The organism is Metapseudomonas cellulosilytica, assembly GCF_049334135.1.
Lineage (GTDB): Bacteria > Pseudomonadota > Gammaproteobacteria > Pseudomonadales > Pseudomonadaceae > Metapseudomonas.
Map to the genome: position 1 here is coordinate 58,086 of NZ_JBHZGN010000022.1, position 19,323 is coordinate 77,408.

13 protein-coding genes are annotated in these 19,323 nt (G+C 66.0%); 3 read left to right on the forward strand and 10 right to left on the reverse strand.

Features of this window, described 5'->3' with window-relative positions:
• Window positions 1-222 precede the first annotated feature (222 nt).
• The 7 genes from ACFW0H_RS23290 to ACFW0H_RS23320 all read right to left on the reverse strand — a co-directional run bounded on the left by ACFW0H_RS23290 (window position 223) and on the right by ACFW0H_RS23320 (window position 8,498).
• Window positions 223-660 carry an acyl-CoA thioesterase gene (locus ACFW0H_RS23290; RefSeq protein WP_422916220.1) on the reverse strand — a complete coding sequence of 146 codons (438 nt, stop codon included), beginning with the start codon at window positions 658-660 and terminating at the stop codon, window positions 223-225.
• Between the two features lie 38 nt (window positions 661-698).
• Window positions 699-1,862: an iron-containing alcohol dehydrogenase gene (locus ACFW0H_RS23295; RefSeq protein ID WP_422916221.1), complete on the reverse strand. Its 1,164-nt coding sequence runs from the start codon at window positions 1,860-1,862 to the stop codon at window positions 699-701.
• Window positions 1,863-2,320: 458 nt separating this feature from the next.
• A complete protein-coding gene (locus ACFW0H_RS23300) occupies window positions 2,321-2,923 on the reverse strand; it encodes a nitroreductase family protein (RefSeq protein ID WP_422916222.1) in 603 nt (200 codons plus the stop codon).
• Between the two features lie 208 nt (window positions 2,924-3,131).
• On the reverse strand, window positions 3,132-5,072 hold the full coding sequence (locus ACFW0H_RS23305; protein WP_422916223.1) for a RecQ family ATP-dependent DNA helicase: 1,941 nt from the start codon (window positions 5,070-5,072) through the stop codon (window positions 3,132-3,134).
• A 274-nt stretch (window positions 5,073-5,346) separates the two neighbouring features.
• On the reverse strand, window positions 5,347-6,891 hold the full coding sequence (locus ACFW0H_RS23310; RefSeq protein WP_422916224.1) for a phosphoenolpyruvate carboxykinase: 1,545 nt from the start codon (window positions 6,889-6,891) through the stop codon (window positions 5,347-5,349).
• 194 nt (window positions 6,892-7,085) lie between these two features.
• Window positions 7,086-7,973, reverse strand: a complete 888-nt coding sequence (gene hslO, locus ACFW0H_RS23315) for an Hsp33 family molecular chaperone HslO (protein WP_422916225.1) — start codon at window positions 7,971-7,973, stop codon at window positions 7,086-7,088.
• A gap of 120 nt (window positions 7,974-8,093) precedes the next feature.
• Window positions 8,094-8,498 carry an RNA-binding S4 domain-containing protein gene (locus ACFW0H_RS23320; RefSeq protein WP_422916226.1) on the reverse strand — a complete coding sequence of 135 codons (405 nt, stop codon included), beginning with the start codon at window positions 8,496-8,498 and terminating at the stop codon, window positions 8,094-8,096.
• Window positions 8,499-8,619: 121 nt separating this feature from the next.
• Between ACFW0H_RS23320 and rimB the strand changes: the two genes are divergently transcribed.
• Together rimB and rimK are read left to right on the forward strand one after the other, a co-directional pair.
• A complete protein-coding gene (rimB, locus tag ACFW0H_RS23325; RefSeq protein ID WP_422916227.1) occupies window positions 8,620-9,084 on the forward strand; it encodes a retropepsin-like aspartic endopeptidase RimB in 465 nt (154 codons plus the stop codon).
• Window positions 9,081-9,986 carry a 30S ribosomal protein S6--L-glutamate ligase gene (rimK, locus tag ACFW0H_RS23330; RefSeq protein WP_422916228.1) on the forward strand — a complete coding sequence of 302 codons (906 nt, stop codon included), beginning with the start codon at window positions 9,081-9,083 and terminating at the stop codon, window positions 9,984-9,986. Before rimB ends, rimK begins: the two co-directional genes overlap by 4 nt.
• Window positions 9,987-10,531: 545 nt before the next feature.
• Here the strand turns inward: rimK and ACFW0H_RS23335 are convergent.
• From ACFW0H_RS23335 to ompR, 3 genes are all read right to left on the reverse strand, one after another.
• Window positions 10,532-14,317: a bifunctional diguanylate cyclase/phosphodiesterase gene (locus ACFW0H_RS23335; RefSeq protein ID WP_422916229.1), complete on the reverse strand. Its 3,786-nt coding sequence runs from the start codon at window positions 14,315-14,317 to the stop codon at window positions 10,532-10,534.
• A 380-nt stretch (window positions 14,318-14,697) separates the two neighbouring features.
• A complete protein-coding gene (locus ACFW0H_RS23340; RefSeq protein ID WP_422916261.1) occupies window positions 14,698-16,011 on the reverse strand; it encodes an ATP-binding protein in 1,314 nt (437 codons plus the stop codon).
• Between the two features lie 43 nt (window positions 16,012-16,054).
• The gene (gene ompR / locus ACFW0H_RS23345) at window positions 16,055-16,786 is read right to left on the reverse strand and encodes an osmolarity response regulator transcription factor OmpR (RefSeq protein ID WP_422916230.1); all 732 of its coding nucleotides are present in this window, start codon (window positions 16,784-16,786) and stop codon (window positions 16,055-16,057) included.
• A gap of 219 nt (window positions 16,787-17,005) precedes the next feature.
• Between ompR and ACFW0H_RS23350 the strand changes: the two genes are divergently transcribed.
• Window positions 17,006-19,321 (forward strand): Tex family protein, encoded by a 2,316-nt coding sequence (locus tag ACFW0H_RS23350; protein ID WP_422916231.1) that lies wholly within the window; start codon window positions 17,006-17,008, stop codon window positions 19,319-19,321.
• Window positions 19,322-19,323: the final 2 nt, after the last annotated feature.

A 19,323-nucleotide genomic window follows, 5' to 3' on the forward strand; every position in this document is an offset into this window, starting at 1 on the left:
GGGTTTGGCGCGCATTGTGCTGATTCGCGCCGGATATGGGTAGAGCGGATAGACGGTCGGGCCGAAGGATGTCGCCATTTCAGCCATTGCGAGTCGACTGGGTGAAAGTTGTCTGTAGGGGCGAATTCATTCGCCATGCAGGCCGCAGGTCTGCCTCTCGGCCTATCAGGGGGCAGCTACGCTGCCCTTGGCGAATGAATTCGCCCCTACAAGGAAGAGAGTTCAGGCCGAAACCACCAACTCCGCCAACGCCGCCCGCAGCCCTTCGGGAATGGGCACCGGGCGGTTGCTCTCACGCTCGACGAAGACGTGCACGAAGCGCCCTGCGGCGCAGGCCTCTTCTTCCCCTTGCTTGAAGATCGCCAGCTCGTACTGCACCGAGCTATTGCCCAGCTTGCCGACCCGCAAGCCCACTTCGATGCGATCGGGGAAGGCGATGGAGGCGAAGTAGTCGCAGGAGGAGCTGACCACGAACCCCACCACACCGCCTTCGTGGATATCCAGGCCGCCCTGTTCGATCAGGTAGGCGTTCACCGCGCTGTCGAAGTAGCCGTAATAGACCACGTTGTTCACATGGCCGTAGATGTCGTTGTCGTGCCAGCGCGTGGTGATGGGCTGGAAATGGCGGTAATCGCCGCGCAGGTGCTGGGGTTGGCTCATGGAATGTCCTTGGGTTCGGTTCTCGGCGGCCGGCGGGGTCAATAGGCGGCCTGGTAGATGGCCAGGGCCTGGGCCTCGCTGACTTCGCGGGGATTATTCACCAGCAGGCGCTGTTGCAACATGGCATCGCTGGCCAGGCGCGGCAGCATGGCCTGGGGCACGCCGGCGTCGCGCAGGCGTGTGGGCAACCCACTGCGCTGGCTGAAGTCCGCCAGCTCGACGATCAGTTGCTCGGCCATACGGGCCTCGCTACCGGGCTTGAGCTTGCGCCCGAGCACCAGGGGCGCCAGTTCGGCATAGAGGGGCGCCGCCACCTCGGCGTTGAAGCCCAGCACATGGGGCAGCACCAGAGCGTTGGACAGGCCGTGGGGAATGTGGAAGTGCCCGCCCAGCGGATAGGCCAGTGCGTGCACCGCCGCCACCGGGGCGTTGGCGAAGGCCTGGCCGGCCAGGCAGGCGCCCAGCAGCATGGCCTGGCGAGCCCCGCGGTCGCGGCCGTCGTGCACCACGCGGTCGAGGTGGCCCGCCAGCAGGCGCAAGGCCTCGCGCGCCAGCAGATCGGACAAGGGGTTCTTCTTCAACCGGCTGGTGTAGGCCTCGATGGCGTGGACCATGGCGTCGATGCCGGTGGCTGCAGTGACCGTCGCCGGCAGGCCGAGGGTGAGGTCGGCGTCCAGCAGCGCCAGGTCCGGCAGCAGCAGTGGCGACACCACGCCCAGCTTGGTGGTCTCGCCGGTGGTGACGATGGAAATGGGCGTCACCTCGGAGCCGGTGCCAGCGGTGGTCGGCACCTGCAGCAGCGGCAGGCGCCGGCCCCGAGCGTTGCCGACGCCATAGATATCCGCCAGTCCCTGGCGGCACTCCGGGTGCGCCAGCAGCGCCACCAGCTTGGCCACGTCCATGGAGCTGCCGCCGCCGAAGCCCACCACCAGTTCGGCGCCCAGCGTCTTCGCCAGCTCCACGGCTTCCAGTACCACCGCTTCCGGTGGATCGGCCTGCACCTGGTCATAGACGGCAACGGACAAGCCGGCAGCGGCGAAGCCGGAAAGGATGTCATCGAGCAGGCCGAGGCGGGTGATGCCAGGGTCCGTGACGATCAGCACCCGGCTTGCACCGCGTTCGCGACAAAGCTCGGCCAGACGCGCGGCCGAACCCGATTCGCATAGGATCTGCGCGGTGGTGGCAAAGCTGAAGGGTTGCATCCTGGCGTCCTCCTTTCTTGTTGTGGGGCGCACCGCGGACGGGAGGTGCGCTGGACGTTGAATGCGCCAAGGTCATGGATGGCGCGCTTGTTGTGCTTGCGGGAAGACAAAAGCGCTGATCACCTTAAGGAAGCCAGTACTGTTTTTGAAATTTAGTCTTGTGATAGACCGCATTCCTCTGGTGAATATCTCGAACTTCGACCTCAACCTCCTGCGGGTGCTGGATGCCCTGCTGTGCGAACTGCCCGGCGACCCGCTGCTGGTGAGCGTGGCCCAGCGCGAAGGCAGATGCTTTCGTAGGGTGGACCACGCTTCACCGGTCCACCATCGCGGTTCGGCATGGCTCCGCTGGTGGATAGAAAAGCGCTATCCACCCTACTGGGCTGATCGAACGATTGATGGCCATCGGGCGGATATGAAAACGCCGCCGCTGCGCAAGGCAGCGGCGGCGAAATGCATCAGAACCGGTCGCGGATCACCGCTTCGTCGAAGGCCAGCTTGCCGATGCGCGGCTTGGGTTCGACGGCCTGCTTGCCCACGGCGACCATCAGGCCGATGGCGTGGTTTTCCGGCAGGCGGATCAGGTCCGCGACGGCGTCGAAATCAAAACCGTCCATGGGGCAGCTGGCCAGGCCCTTGCCGCGGGCGGCGAGCATCAGGGTCTGGGCCACCAGGCCGCAGCTGCGCATCACTTCATCGCGCTGCACCTGGGGCTTGCCACGGTAGTAGGTGTCGATGGCACCGGCCATGAAGTCCTGCACCGGCTGCGGCGCTTCGGCCCAGACGCGGGCGGCGTCCTGTTCCCAGGCATCGACCCGGGCGCAGACGAGCACCAGCATCGAGGCCTCGGTCACCTGGGCCTGGTCCCAGGCCACATCGCGGATGCGCTGGCGCAGGGTCGGGTCGCTGACTTCCACCAGGCGCACGTGCTGCAGGTTGAAGGCGGTAGGCGCGAACAAGGCCAGTTGCAGCAGCTCGTCCTTTTCTTCGCGGGTCAGGCTGTGGGCGGTGTCGTAACCCTTGACGGCGCGGCGGCTGCGGATGGCTTCATCGATATGCATCTGGGGCTCCTGGAAATGGCTGGATTGAAAAGTGGCGCCATCCTAAGCAGCCGGCGCATCGGCTACCAACACTGATTAACGATTCAATCGATCGAAAAATCTGAATTCGCCCGCCTACCAGCCGAGCTGTAGGGTGGGCTTTAGCCCTCGCTGACCTCCGATGGTGGGCTGAAGCCCACCCTACGGGGCTTGGCGAATGAATTCGCCCCTACAAGATGTGCTGTTGACTCACCCAATCGCGCACCTCGGTGTAAGGATAGGCCTCAAGGGCGGCGAAGCCCGGCAGACTGCGCGCCTTGATCCGGGTGAAGAGCGGCGCGGTGATGCCGCAGAGCAACCGCGTCAGGCATTCGGCGCCAGGCGGTACGCCCCTGGCTTCCTCATGACGACGGATGAAGGCGCCGCACAGGGCATCGAAATCCCGCCCCTCCAGGGGAGGCAGCGCCGGCGGTGCGGGCAACCGCGCCACGTGGCCCTGGCAGACCGAGCAATGGCCGCAGCGCTCCGGCACCTCGTGGTCGCCGAAATAATGGGCCAGCCGCGCGCTGAGGCAGTGGTCGCTGGAGAAAAGCTGCAGCATCGCCTGGATGCGGGCGATTTCGCTCGCCTCGTGCTGGCGGAAATAGCGATGCAGCTCTTCGCTCAGCGCCTGAAGGTCGAAATCGGGCTTGTGCAGGGCGTAGACCTCGGTCATCTGCTTGCTTTCCAGCTCGATCCAGCCGCGCTCCTGGAAGTAGTCCAGGGCCTTCACCACGCGGCTGCGCTCGGCGCCGTACTCACGGTAGAGCCGGTCGAAATCCACCGTGCACCAGGTGCGCGCGCGGGCGGAGGTGCGCACCAGGGCCTCGACGAACTGACGGCGCTCACCCTCGAACTGCTGCATCAGCGCCTCGGGCTCCAGCAGGTGCTTGAAGCGATACTCGGCGAAGTAAGCGAACAGCGGCGCGATGATGCCGCGCAGCTCCAGTTGCACCAGCAGGGTCTTGAGCGGTAGCTGGCGGATGTTGCTCTGGTCGGAAAGGGCGCCGAGCATCAGCTCCCAGCGGTCTCCCCCCTGCCCCGCCGCCTTCAATTCCTCCAGCACCTGGCGGATGCCAGTCAGCTCCGGGGTATCGCCATAAACGAAATTTTCCAGGACGTTGAGGCTGTCGCGGTTGGCCAGCACGAGGCAGTCCGAGGGCCGGCCATCGCGTCCGGCGCGGCCGATTTCCTGGCTGTAGTTCTCCACCGACTTGGGCAGGTCGAAGTGCACCACCTGACGGATATCGGCCTTGTCGATGCCCATGCCGAAGGCAATGGTGGCGACCATGACATTCACCTCGCCGTGCATGAAGCGGCGCTGCAAATCCTCCCGCGCTTGATGATCCATGCCGGCGTGATAGGCACTGGCGGCGATGCCGCGTTCGCTGAGGCGCCGGGCAACGTCTTCGGCGGTCTTCTGCAGGGTCACGTAGACAATGGCCGGCTGCCCCGCGCGCGGCCCCAGCCAACTCACCAGGCGCTCCAGCTTGTGCTCGCCGGCCACCGGCTCGACCAGCAGGTTGAGGTTGCTGCGGTAGAAGCCGGTGGTGATCACGTCGGCATCGGCGATGGCGAACTTGCGCTGCATGTCGACGATGACCGCCGGCGTTGCTGTGGCGGTCAGCAGCAGTACCTGGGGAATGCCGAACTGGCGCTGGTACTCGGGCAGCTTGAGGTAGTCGGGGCGGAAGTTGTGGCCCCATTCGGAGATGCAGTGGGCCTCGTCCACCACCAGCAGGGAAATCGGCACCTGCTGGATGAAGCTGCGGAAGCGTTCATTCTTCAGGCGCTCCACCGAGATCATCAGGATCTTCAGCTCGCCGGAGCGCGCCCGCGCCATGACCTCGGCGGCCTCCTCGCGGCTCTGCGCCGAATCGATGCTGGCGGCGGCGATGCCGTGGCGATGGAGAAACGCCAGCTGGTCCTGCATCAGCGCCAGCAACGGCGACACCACCAGGGTCAGGTGCGGCAGGTGCAGGGCCGGCAGCTGGTAGCACAGCGATTTTCCGGAGCCGGTGGGAAAGATGGCCGCAGCCGAGCGGCCGGCCAGCACGGCGGAGATGGCGGCTTCCTGGCCGGGGCGGAAATGGTCGTAGCCGAATACGCGAGCAAGGGTCGTGTTGGGCATGGGGCTCACTCCATTGAGGGGGCCTTGATGATGGATGAAGGCGGCATCAGACGCGGCTGGGCGGAAGGAGGATAAGTCCGGAAATCAGTGTCGTAGGGTGGACCACGCTCCACCGGTCCACCATTGGCTGCCCGGTGTAGCGACGATGGTGGACATGAAGAGCGATGTCCACCCTACGGCCTGAACCCGGTACGACGTTTCATAGGATGGATCCTGGCGCCGGAAATGAAAAAGCCGCCCGGAGGCGGCTTCTTCAGTCAGGACGCGGCGCGGCTTAGAGCTTCGGGCCGGCGTTCTTGATGGCGTCGGAGACCTCGAACTTCTTGAAGTTCTCGATGAACTGCTTGGCCAGGGCCTGGGCAGCTTCGTCGTAGGCAGCCTTGTCAGCCCAGGTGTTGCGCGGGTTGAGCAGGTTGGTGTCGACGCCAGGAACGGCCTTCGGCACGTCCAGGTTGATGGTGTCCAGGTGCTCGGTCTCGGCGCCGATCAGAGCACCGCTCTGGATGGCAGCGATCACGCCACGGGTGGTCGGGATGTTGAAGCGCTTGCCGACGCCGTAGCCACCGCCGGTCCAGCCGGTGTTGACCAGGTACACCTTGGAGCCGAAGCCCTGGATGCGCTTGATCAGCAGTTCGGCGTACTCGCCAGCCGGGCGCGGGAAGAAGGGTGCGCCGAAGCAGGTGGAGAAGGTGGACTTGATGCCACCGCCGGAACCCATTTCGGTGGAGCCGACCAGCGCGGTGTAGCCGGACAGGAAGTGGTAGGCAGCCTGCTCGTTGTTCAGGATGGAAACGGGCGGCAGCACGCCGGTCAGGTCGCAGGTCAGGAAGATGACCGCGTTCGGCTCGCCGGCACGGTTGGCCTCGACGCGCTTCTCCACCAGGTGCAGCGGGTAGGCGGCACGGGTGTTCTGGGTCAGGCTGTCATCGCTGTAGTCGGGCAGGCGGGTTTCCGGGTTCAGCACCACGTTTTCCAGCACGGCGCCGAACTGGATGGCTTTCCAGATCACCGGCTCGTTTTTCTCGGACAGGTCGATGCACTTGGCGTAGCAGCCGCCTTCGATGTTGAACACGGTGCCCACGCCCCAGCCGTGCTCGTCGTCACCGATCAGGTAACGGCTCGGGTCGGCGGACAGGGTGGTCTTGCCGGTGCCGGACAGGCCGAAGAACAGGGTGGTATCGCCCTCTTCGCCCACGTTGGCGGCGCAGTGCATCGGCAGTACGTCCTTTTCCGGCAGCAGGAAGTTCTGCACGGAGAACATGGCCTTCTTCATTTCACCGGCGTAGCGCATGCCGGCGATCAGGACTTTCTTGGCGGCGAAGTTGAGGATCACGCAGCCATCGGAGTTGGTGCCATCACGCTCCGGCTCGCAGACGAAGTTCGGCGCGTTGAGGATCTGCCACTCCTGGCGGGACTGCGGGTTGAACTGTTCCGGGTTGATGAACAGGCAACGGCCGAACAGGTTGTGCCAGGCGGTCTCGGTGGTCATCTTGACGGCCAGGTAGTGCTCGGGATCGGCACCGACGTGCACGTGGGAGACGAAACGCTCGCGTTCGGTCACATAAGCTTCAACGCGGGCCCACAGTGCATCGAATTTGTCCGCCGGGAAGGGACGGTTGATGTTGCCCCAGGCGATCTTGGCTTCGGTGCTCGGCTCTTGAACGATGAAACGATCTGCCGGAGAACGACCAGTGCGGTGACCAGTCTTCACTACCAACGAACCGTTGGCGGCCAGTTCACCCTCGCCACGGCGGATGGCCTCTTCGACCAGTTGCGCGGCGCTGATATCGGTGTACACGGCGTTATTGGCTTGCGTCATGTGGTTCCCCGTCGGCGAAAAGCCGAGTCCTCCAAACGATTTGTAGTGGGTATTGCGACCCCCTACCGCGAAAAAAGTGCGCGCGATTATGCCAGAAAAGCCCGCTTTGGGTAGAAACCTCCTGTCAGCCGGGCATATTCATGACCGATAATCGCACCCCGGTCACGCAGCGACCCCGCAGGCACACTACATATTCAGTGGCGGGTTTGCGAAGGTGCCACGCTGCCACCACCGGCGAACAGTTGGGCGACATCCGCCGCGTCGAAGATGTAGCGCTGGTTGCAGAACTGGCAGTCGATCTCCACGGTGCCACCGTGCTCCTGCAGCAGCGCCTCGGCGTCTTCCTTGCCCAGGCTGACCAGGGCATTGGCGGAGCGCTGGCGCGAGCAGCTGCAACGGAAATGGATGGCCAGGGGATCGAACAGGCGCACCGCTTCCTCGTGGTAGAGGCGGTGCAGCAGGGTTTCGTTGTCCAGGCCGAGCAGTTCTTCGGCGGTCAGGGTGTCGGCCAGGGTGGTCAGGTGCTGCCAACTGGCCTCGCGGGCCTCCGGGTCCTTCAGGCGGTCGGCGGGCAGGGCCTGGAGCAGCATGCCCCGGGCATTGCGGCCGTCGGCGTTGAGCCAGAATCGGGTGGGCAGCTGCTGGGAATTGTCGAAGTAGGACGAAAGGCTTGCCGCCAGCGTGGCGCCTTCGAGGGCGACGATGCCCTGGTAGCGCTGGCCCTGCTTCGGGTCCACGGTCAGGGTCAGCACGCCTTCGGGCATCAGCTCGTGAAGACCGGCGCCGGGGGTGACCTGGCTGGCGTGGTAGCGGGCGATGCCGCGCACCTCGCGGTCGCTGGAGCATTCCACCATCAGCAGCGGAACCGCGCCGGAGGAACGCGCCTGCAGGATCAGCAGGCCGTCGAACTTGAGGGTGCCGACCAGCAGGGATGCGGCGGCGAGCATTTCACCGAGCAGTTGGGCGACCGGCTCCGGGTAGGGATGCTTGGCCAGGACGTGGGCGTAGCTCTCGCCGAGGGAGACCAGTTCGCCGCGCACATCGGTGTCGTCGAACAGAAAACGTTGGGTGAAATCGCTCATGCCGGACTCGCTGCGTTTTGGCCAGAGTGGCCGAAAGGCTGGCAATTTTAGGCGCAAATCGATGGGTCGACCAAGGGCCGGCTATCTATCGCCGGCGCGGGCGTTTTCTATCGATCGGTTTCACTCATGACCGCCACGCAGGAAGTGGATCTGCCGCCGCTGTTTCTTGGTCGGCCGGCCGTCGGTCTGGATGCCCAGGGCGCCCGCCTTGCGCAGCGCGGCAGCTTCCTCGCGCTTGGCCAGGCTCTCGGCGGTTTCTTCATAGAGCAACTGCGCCTCGGGGGCGCCCCGGCGTACCGCGGAGAGGGCGCGAACCACCACGGTGCGCTCGTCGAAGCCGGCGCGGATCACGTACTCGTCGCCGACTCTCGGTTCCTTGGACGGCTTGCAGCGCTCGCCGTGGTGGTGGACCTTGCCACCTTCGATCGCTTCCTTGGCCAGGGCGCGGGTCTTGTAGAAGCGCGCGGCCCAGAGCCATTTGTCGAGGCGCACCTTGTCATCGTCTTTGCGGTCTTTTTCACTCATGACTCATTTCCATCGCACCCGGGCTGCCTCAATCGCCAGCCCGGTCTAAGCTCAGCCAGGGTCCAGGTGCAGTTGTCACATGGCCCCACTAGAATGCGCCAACTTTACCGGAAAGCCTGCAGTGAAGACTTTCGACCATCTCTCCGTGATCGGACTCCGTGAGTGGATCGCCCTGCCGGATCTCGGCATGGTCGGACTGCGCGCGAAGATCGATACCGGGGCCAGCACCTCCACCCTGCACGCCAGCGACATCGTGCCGTTCGAGAAGCACGGCGAGCGCTGGGTACGGTTCACCGCGCACCTCGGCACCCTGGTGCAGCGGCGTCACCGGTGCGAGGCGCAGGTGGTTTCGGTGAAGACCATAAAAAGCTCCAACGGCCAGGCGCAGACCCGCTATGTCATCCGCACCAAGGTTGCGCTGGGTGACCGGGTCTGGCCCATCGAGTTCACCCTGGCCTGCCGCAAGACCATGCGCTACCGCGTACTGCTGGGCTCCAAAGCCCTGGTGCAGGCACAGCTGGTGGTCAATCCGGCCCTTACCTACGTTCAGGAAAAACCGACTCTTTCCCTTCCGGGTGCCCAATGAAAATCGCCGTGTTATCGCGCAATCCGCGCCTGTATTCGACTCGCCGCCTGGTAGAGGCCGGCCAGCAGCGCGGCCATGAGATGGTGGTGATAGACACCCTGCGCGCCTATATGAACATCGCCAGCCACAAGCCGCAGATCCACTATCGCGGCCAGCCGCTGGAAGGCTTCGACGCGGTGATCCCGCGCATCGGCGCCTCGGTCACCTTCTATGGCTGCGCCGTATTGCGTCAGTTCGAGATGATGGGGGTATTCCCGCTCAACGAGTCGGTGGCCATCACCCGCTCGCGGGACAAGCTGCGTTCGCTGCAACTGCTCTCGCGCAAGGGCATCGGTCTGCCGGTGACCGGCTTCGCCCACTCGCCGGACGACATCCCCGACCTGATCCGCATGGTCAATGGCGCCCCGCTGGTGATCAAGGTGCTGGAAGGCACCCAGGGCATCGGAGTGGTGCTCTGCGAAACGGAGAAGGCGGCCGAATCGGTGATCGAGGCCTTCATGGGCCTGAAGCAGAACATCATGGTCCAGGAATACATCCGCGAGGCCGGCGGCGCCGACATCCGCTGCTTCGTGGTGGGCGACAAGGTGATCGCGGCGATGAAGCGCCAGGCCAAGCCCGGCGAGTTCCGCTCGAACCTGCACCGTGGCGGCAGCGCCAGCCTGATCAAGATCACCCCGGAAGAACGCATGACCGCCATCCGCGCCGCCAAGGTCATGGGCCTGGCGGTGGCGGGTGTGGATATCCTGCGTTCACATCATGGGCCGCTGGTGATGGAGGTGAACTCCTCCCCCGGCCTGGAAGGCATCGAGACCACTACCAGCAAGGATGTAGCCGGCATCATCATCGAGCACCTGGAAAAGAACGCCTGCCCCAACTCGACACGCACCAAGGGGAAGGGGTGAGCCGGATGAGGCAACGCATGCGTTGCCCCGGCGAACGACCGGCCATGGATGACCGGGCCGGGGGTGGGCGAAGCGACGCTGCTGCGACAGGGATGTCGACGCCGACCTTCACCTGATAGCTGTGGGGGCGAATTCATTCGCTTAGCGGGCCGCAGGCCCGCCCTGCGGACTCACATGGGGCCAGCTCCGCTGGCCAATCGCGATTGAAATCGCTCCTACAGGCTCCTTTCCATCAGCTGCCGGCCCTCCCGCTCGCGAATCCAGCTACGTAGGATGGGTGGAGCGGAGCGATACCCATGCGGACGGGGCTGATGGGTATCGCAAGCTCCACCCATCCTACGACCTGAAACCTGTACGAATTCATTCGCTAAGCGGGCCGCAGGTCCGCCCTGCGGACTCACCCGGGGCCAGCTCCGCTGGCCAATCGCGATTGAAATCGCCCCCACAGGAGAAGCACGGCAGTCCCGTAGGGTGGGCTTCAGCCCACCAGGGGAGGTCAGCGTGGGCTAAAGCCCACCCTACAAGATGTGTTTTCACTGTCTGTCCTACAGGCTCCCGGCCATCAGCGGCCGACCGGCTCGCTCGCGGATCCAGCCCTGGAAGCCCTCCTCATCCAGCGGCCGGCTGAAGTGATAGCCCTGGCCAAGCTCGCAGCCACGCTGACGCAGCATGGCCAATTGCTCCTCGCTCTCGATGCCTTCGGCGATGCACTCCAGGCCCAGGTTGCGGCCGATGGCCAGGATGGTTTCCACCAGGGCGAGGTCGCTGGCGTCGCTGGTCAGGCCGTCGACGAAACTGCGGTCGATCTTCAGGCGATCAAGGGGCAGCCGCTTGAGGTAGGCAAGGGATGAATAGCCCGTGCCGAAGTCGTCGATGGCGAAGCGCACGCCCAGCACCTTGAGCGCCTGCATGGCCGAAATGCACTGTTCCACCTCTTCCAGCAGGCTGCCTTCGGTGATCTCCAGCTCCAGACGGCCAGCCGGGACGCCGTGGCGTTCCAGGGCATTGCGGATGCGCTCGACGAAGCCCGGCTTGCGCAGCTCGCGCGGACTGACGTTGATCGCCAGCACCAGCCAGGGCCACTCGGCCTGCCAGTTGGCCAGGCAGCGGCAGGCGCTTTCCAGCATCCAGTCCGACAGTTCGATGATCAGCCCGGTCTCTTCGGCCAGCGGAATGAACTGCGCGGGCGGCACCTCGCCACGGCTGGGGTGGTGCCAGCGCATCAGCGCCTCGGCGCCCAGCACCCGGCCATCGGCCAGGGCCAGTTGCGGCTGGAACACGAGGCTCAGCTGGCCGCGATCGATGGCCTGGCGCAGTTCGCTCTGCAGCTGCAGGCGCTGGTCGATGGCGGCCTGCATCTCCGGGGCGAAGAAGTGCAGTGCGTTGCGGCCGGACTGCTTGGCCCGGTACATGGCGGTATCCGCCTGCTTGAGCACGTCGGCGGCGACCTGCTCGGTGAAGGGGTGCAGGGCGATGCCGATGCTGGCACTGACCACCAGTTCGTGCTCGCCGATGCTGTAGCTGCCATGCAGGCTCTGCAGCAGCTTGTCGCCCACCTCTGCGGCGAGCTTGCCGGCCTGTTCCGGGGCATCGGCCAGGGCTTCCAGCAACACCACGAATTCGTCGCCGCCCAGGCGCGCCAGGGTGTCCTCATTGCGCAGGCAACCGGCCAGGCGCGCGGTGACGTCACGCAGCAGGGCGTCGCCCACCGGGTGGCCAAGGCTGTCGTTGACCGTCTTGAAGTGGTCGAGGTCGATGAACAGGAGCGCGCCGTAGCGGCCTTCGCGCTTCTCGCGGGCCATGGCGTGCTGCAGGCGGTCGAGCAGCAGGCGGCGGTTCGGCAGGCCGGTGAGTTCGTCGCTGTAGGCCAGGCGTTCGATCTCGCGCTGGTAGCGCTGGCGTTCGGAGATGTCGGTGATGCTCAGGCGGATCAGCGGCCGCCCCTCGCCGGGCAGGCGCACCAGGCGGACTTCGCAGGGGCGCACGCGGCCATTCACGTCGCGCATCAGCCAGTCGAAGGTCGGCGTGTCGCCCTTGAGCGCTGCGCGGGTGTGGGCGTTGCCCACCTCCCGCGATGACTGGCCGTCGGCCTGCAGTGGCGGGCTGAACGTGGTGGGCATCTGGCCCCGCAGCTGCTCGCGGGGCAGGCCGAACAGGCGCGCGGCGTTCTCGTTGGCCTCGACTATGCCGTGCTGCGGGTCGAACACCAGGATGGCCTCCGGGGCGTGCTCCACCAGGGTGCGGTAGCGCGCCTCGGCCTCATGGCGGGCGCTGATGTCCTCCACCAGCGCCAGCAGGGCATAGAGCTGGCCGTCCAGGTCGCGCACGCCACGCACGTTGACCCGCGTGTGCACGGTGCCACCCGACCCCTTCATGAAACGCTTGTCCAGTTCGTAGCCATCGCGCTCGCCCTTGCGCACCTCCTCCAGCAGGGCTTCTTCGGCGACGCGGTCCTCGGCGAAGGTCATGCTCATCCAGTCGACGCCGCGCAGTTGCTCACGGGAACGGCCGAGGATGCTGCAGAGCTTGTAGTTGACCTCTTCCCAGCGCTGGTCCGGTGTACACAGGGCCATGCCGATCAGCGGCGCCTCGAAGAACAGGTGCAGGTGCTTGTCGCGCTCATGCTGCAGGCGTTCGGCGCGTTTCTGGCTGGTCAGGTCGAGCATCGCGCCGTAGATGCGGATCACCTGGTCGCCGTCGTGCTCGGCCAGGCCCTTGATGCGCACCCAGCGCGGAGTGCCCCGCGCGGCCTGCAAGCGCAATTCCACGTCGAAGGGTTCGGCGCTGCGCAGGCATTGCTCCAGAGTGTCCTCCAGCAGGGCGCGGCTCGCCGGGTCGAAGTAGCTCAGCATCTGCCCGAGGCTTGGCGCACCGGCGCTGGGGTCCAGTTCGCAGATGCGGAAGCTGCCCTCGCTCCAGGCCATTTTCAGGGTGGTGATGTCCAGCACCCAGCTGCCGATGTCGGCGATGGCCTCGGTCTGGTTCAGCAGATGGGTCTGGCGCAGCAATTCGTCGCGCCGGGTGTCCAGCTCCTCGGAAAGCATCTCGCGGTTGCTGACGTCGTGCTGCAAGGCGACGAAGTGGCTGATGCCGAGTTCGTCGCGCATGGGCGCCACGGTGATTTCGTTCCAGAACAGGCTGCCGTCCTTGCGGTAGTTGCGCAGCACCAGGTGGCACTGTTCGCCGCGCTGCAGGGCGGCCTGCAGGCGCGGCAGCTCGGACTGGTTGCGGTCGTGGTGCAGGAGGAAACGCCAGTTGTTGCCCAGGGCTTCTTCCCGCGGGTAGCCGCTCATCTGCTCGAAGGCCGGGTTGCAGTAGATCAGCGGCTGGTCGGGCTGGCGCGCGTCGGCGATGGTCACCCCCAGGGGGCTGGCCTGCAGCGCCAGATTGGAAAGCGCCAGTTCCTTCTGCATTTCGTCGCGGCGGCCGAGGGCCAGGCGCAGGTCGCTCAGGCTGCGGCCCACCAGCAGGGCGGACATCATCAGCAGCAGCACGCTGAAATACAGCTCCACGCCCCACTGCGATTCCACCATGGGGGAACTCACGCCCAGCTGGCGCAGCAGCGGCAGGGCCAGCACGGTCACGGCGGTGAGGCCCGCGCCGCAGAGGGCGCCGGGAAAGCCCCAGACCAGGGCGAGGCCGAGCATCATCAGGCCGATGGGCGGCAAGGTGAGGATCGGCGGCACCAGGGTCAGCAACCAGGGGATCAGCAGCGCCAGGGCCAGCAGCAGCGGCCAGGGCGGCAGGCGGTACAGGGCCTCCGAGTGCACCTGCACGGGCTCCGGCACCCAGCCACGGCGGCTGAGCGGCGGCGTCAGGTAGGTGAGCAGCGGCAGGCTCACGGCCAGGGTGGTCAGGTTGGCGCCGGGCCAGATCAGCATCGCGGCGCTGCCCCAGCTCTCCGGCGAGGTGTTGCCGGTGAGCACCAGCGCCGCCTGTTCGCCATAGATCAGCAGGGTGACCGGCAGCAGCACACCACAGACCATGAAGCGCAGCAGCTCGCCGAAGTCCCGTAGGTCGGCATGGCAGCCGGCGCGCCTGAGGGACCACCAGCCGACGACGACCGCGAGGGTTTCCGGCACGGCATAGAGCGGCGCCCAGTACCAGTCCATGTCCCAGAGCGGGACACTGAGCAGCGCATTGAAGTAGATCGCGGGCAGCACCCGTGCGCCCCACCAGAGGCTGAACACCAGACCGAGGGCGAAGGGCAGGTACCAAACGGCCAGGCCACTGCTGGCCTGCGTCGCGAGGGACACCCAGGTAGCCAGATGCAGCAGCGGCAACGGCAACCACCAGGTCCATTGGGGAAGTCGGAAGGGAGCAGCTGGCATACTGACCTCATGTCGATGCGCAAGCTGAGAATAGCCCACAGCCGACCAAGCGTAGCCCGATCGAATGGCGCGATGAGATGACCCCCGATGGCAGGTCCGAATCTGTGACAGACGGGATTTAAGTTCGTGGATGGGTGGAGCTTGCGATACCCATCAGCCCCGTCCGCATGGGTATCGCTCCGCTCGCGGAGCGCCGCCCGACCCATCCTACGCATTGGCCAGTGGCGCACCCACGGTATTCCGTTCCGCACGAAAAGGAGCCGAGCAAAGGCCAGGCTAGGAGGAAATCGGTGAGAAAGCGGAGTTGACGCCTGTCAATGAGCATTTCTCACCGATTTCTGACAACGCATGGCCGAAGCGCAGGCCCTTTTCGTAGGAACCTACACAGCGTCGCGGGGGAGCATTAGCCCCAGGGGCAGGCAGACCCGCGCTTCCAGGCCGCCGCCGGAGCGGTTGCGCAACTCGACACTGCCGCCGTGCTGGGCGGCGATGCGCTTGACGATGGCCAGGCCCAGACCGGTGCCCTTGCCGCCACGGGCGCGGTCGCCGCGGATGAAGGGGTTGAAGATGTCCTGAAGTTCCGCGGGGTCGATGCCGGCGCCACGGTCGAGCACGCTCAGCACCACGTAGGGCGCGGCGTTATCTCCGGCCAGGAAGGCCGCCACTTCGACGCCGTTGCCGCCATATCGCAGTGCATTCTCGATCAGGTTCACCAGCAGGCGCTTGATCGAAACCCGCCGCAGCGGAAACGGCGGCAACGGTTCCAGGCACAGGCGCACCTGTTCCTGCTGCTGGTTGTAGGGCGCCACCACCTCGCGCACCAGTTCGCTCAGGTCGAGCTCTTCGACACGCTCGTCGCGGCCGTCGCGGATGAAGGCGAGGAACTGGTCGAGGATGGCGTCCATGTCCTCGATGTCGCGGACCATGTCCTCGGTCAGTTCGGAGTCATTGCTCATCAGCTCCAGGGACAGCCGCAGGCGCGTCAGCGGCGTGCGCAGGTCATGGGAAACACCGGCCAGCATCAGCTCGCGCTCGCGGGCGCCACGTTCGACGTCTTCGGCCATCTGGTTGAAGGCGCGGTACACCTCGGCCATTTCGCTCGGCGTGTCGCTCACCGGCAGCCGCACGCTGCGGCCCTGGCCCACCTGGCGGGCGGCGAAGACCAGGCGCTTGAGGGGTGCATTGAGCTGGCGCACGAAGATCCAGGCGGCAGCGGTGGAGAGCAGGCCGATGCCGAGGAACCAGCCGAGCACGCTCCAGATACGCTGGCCACGCAGGGGGTGTGGATAAAGCGGGATGCGCACCCAGTCCGGGCCCAGCTCCGGGGCGTGGACCCAGAGCGCCGGCGGGCTCTGGGCGCGCAGGCGCACCTCGGTGCCCGGGCCGAGCTCGGCCTGCATCTGGCGCTGGAAGATCTCGCTGTAGGGCCAGTGCTGCTCGCTGGCCGGCACGGCATCGCGGGTGACCCGCTTGAGCCCGGCGGCCTTGGCCAGGTCATGGCGTTCTTCTTCGCTCGCGGCCCAGTAGGCGCGCAGGGTCAGCGCCGCACCGTGGCTGTACTGGCGATCCACCAGCACATCCTCGTTCATCATCAGGTAGACCAGGGTCAGCGCCTTGGAAAACAGCACGACGATGAGCACCAGCCAGAGGGTGCGGGAGAAGAAGCTCTGCGGGAACCAGTAGGGGGTGCGCATCACCACCCTGGGTTGCCCGGCGGCGGGAACCCCCGCCGCGCGTTCACTTGTTGCCATCGGGTACGAACACGTAGCCGACGCCCCAGACGGTCTGGATGTAGCGCGGCTTGGAAGGGTCCGGTTCGATCAGCCGGCGCAGACGGGATATCTGCACGTCGATGGAGCGCTCCAGGGCGTCCCATTCGCGGCCGCGGGCCAGGTTCATCAGTTTGTCGCGGGTCAGCGGCTCGCGGGCGTGCTGGACCAGCGCCTTGAGTACGGCGAACTCACCGGTGGTGAGCATCTGCACGTTATCGCCCTTCTTCAGCTCGCGGGTGGCGAGGGATAGCTCGTACTCGCCGAAGCTGACGCTCTCCTCCTCGCTGGCCGGGGCGCCCGGCACCTGCGGCGCCTGGCGGCGCAGCACGGCCTTGATCCGCGCCAGCAGCTCACGGGGATTGAAGGGCTTGGCCAGGTAGTCGTCGGCGCCCAGCTCCAGCCCCTGGATGCGGCTGGACTCGTCGCCCTTGGCGGTGAGCATGATGATCGGCACCTGGTTGTTGGTGGCGCGCAGCCGGCGGCAGGCCGACATGCCGTCCTCGCCGGGCAGCATCAGGTCCAGCACCACCAGGTTGAAGAGTTCGCGAGCCAGCAGGCGGTCCATCTGCTCGACGTTCTCCACCGCGCGCACGCGGAAGCCCTGCTCATCGAGAAAGCGCTCGAGGAGGCGGCGCAGACGGGCGTCGTCATCGACTATGAGGATCTTTTCGCCTTCAGCGGTCGGGTTGCTGCTCATGATTTCTCCTGTATGCAAGCCGCGCATTATCGCTTGCTGGCAGTGCGCCGCGGCTTGCCCATTGTTAGCAGATTTTTCCCCGAACGGTTCCCTACCCTTCGGAACTCGATGTTTATAATGCGGCGCCTTTCATCACCGGCGAGCCCTGGCTCGCTGGTCTGTTTTTCCGCGGTAGCCGCCGTGGCACGGCCCGGGCTGCCGCCCATGCAGGTGTTTTCAATGGATAGCATCAACAACCGCATCGCCGAAGAACTGGGTGTGCGCCCGCAACAGGTCGCCGCTGCCGTGGAACTGCTGGACGAAGGCTCCACCGTGCCCTTCATCGCCCGTTACCGGAAGGAAGTCACCGGCAGTCTCGACGATACCCAGCTGCGTACCCTGGAAGAACGCCTGCGCTACCTGCGCGAAATGGAGGACCGCCGCGGCGCGATCCTCGCCAGCATCACCGAGCAGGGCAAGCTGACCCCGGAGCTGGAGCGCGAGATCAAGCTCGCCGACACCAAGACCCGCCTGGAAGACCTCTACCTGCCCTATAAGCAGAAGCGCCGCACCAAGGGCCAGATCGCCCTGGAAGCCGGCCTCGGCGAACTGGCCGATGCCCTGTTCAACGACCCGAGCCTGACCCCGGAAACCGAAGCCGAGCGATTCATCGACGCCGAGAAGGGCTTCGCCGACACCAAGGCGGTGCTCGAGGGCGCGAAGTACATCCTCATGGAGCGCTTCGCCGAAGACGCCACCCTGCTCGCCAGCCTGCGCGGTTTCCTCAAGGACAACGCCACCCTCTCCGCCCGCCTGGTAGCCGGCAAGGAGCAGGAAGGCGCCAAGTTCAGCGACTACTTCGAGCATGACGAGAACCTCAAGGGCGTGCCGTCCCACCGTGCCCTGGCGATCTTCCGTGGCCGCAACGAGGGCGTGCTGAGCATCGCCCTGAAGGTCGGCGAGGAACTGCCGGGCACCATGCACCCCTGCGAGCTGATGATCGGCGAGCGCTTCGGCGTCCAGAACCAGGGCCGCGCCGCCGACAAGTGGCTGGCCGAGGTGGTGCGCTGGACCTGGAAGGTCAAGCTCTACACCCACCTGGAAACCGACCTGCTGGGCGAGCTGCGCGAAGCCGCCGAAGGCGAGGCGATCAACGTCTTCGCCCGCAACCTGCACGACCTGCTGCTGGCCGCCCCGGCCGGCCCGCGCGCCACCCTGGGCCTGGACCCGGGCCTGCGCACCGGCTGCAAGGTGGCGGTGGTCGACGCCACCGGCAAGCTGCTGGACACCGCCACCGTCTACCCCCACGTGCCGCACAACAAGTGGGACGAGACCCTGGCGATCCTCGGCAAGCTCTGCGCCAAGCACGGCGTCGACCTGATCGCCATCGGCAACGGCACCGCCAGCCGCGAGACCGACAAGCTGGCCATCGAGCTGATCAAGAAGTACCCCGCCCTGAAGATGACCAAGATCATGGTCAGCGAGGCCGGCGCCTCGGTGTACTCCGCCTCGGAACTGGCGGCGCGGGAATTCCCCGAGTTGGACGTGTCCCTGCGTGGCGCGGTGTCCATCGCCCGCCGCCTGCAGGACCCGCTGGCCGAACTGGTGAAGATCGACCCGAAATCCATCGGCGTCGGCCAGTACCAGCACGACGTGTCCCAGGTGCAGCTGGCACGCAGCCTGGACGCCGTGGTCGAGGACTGCGTGAACGCCGTGGGCGTGGACGTCAACACCGCTTCCGCCGCCCTGCTGGCGCGCATCTCCGGCCTCAACGCGACCCTGGCGCAGAACATCGTCAGCTACCGTGACGCCAACGGCGCCTTCAAGACCCGCAATGAATTGAAGAAGGTCAGCCGCCTGGGCGAGAAGACCTTCGAGCAGGCCGCCGGCTTCCTCCGCGTGATGAACGGCGACAACCCGCTGGACGCCTCCGCGGTGCACCCGGAAACCTACCCGCTGGTGCAGCGCATCGCCGAAGGTACCGGCCGCGACATCCGCTCGCTGATCGGCGACTCGGGCTTTCTCAAGCGCCTCGACCCGGCCAAGTTCACCGACGAGACCTTCGGCCTGCCCACCGTCACCGACATCCTCAAGGAACTGGACAAGCCCGGCCGCGACCCGCGCCCCGAGTTCAAGACCGCCGAGTTCCAGGAAGGCGTGGAAAGCCTGAAGGACCTCAAGCCCGGCATGGTGCTGGAAGGCGTGGTGACCAACGTCACCAACTTCGGCGCCTTCGTCGACATCGGCGTCCACCAGGACGGCCTGGTGCACATCTCCGCGCTGTCGGAGAAGTTCGTCAAGGACCCGTACGAAGTGGTCAAGGCCGGAGACATCGTCCGCGTCAAAGTCATGGAAGTGGACATCCCGCGCAACCGCGTCGGCCTGTCCATGCGCATGGGCGACACCCCCGGCGAGAAGGTCGAGGGCCCACGCGGCGGCAACCGCCAGGGCGGCCAGCCGCGCCAGCAGCAGGGTGCCCCGCGCCACAGCGCACCGCCGACCAGCGGCGCCATGGCCTCGCTCTTCGCCAACGCCAAGCAGATCAAGAAGAAATGACC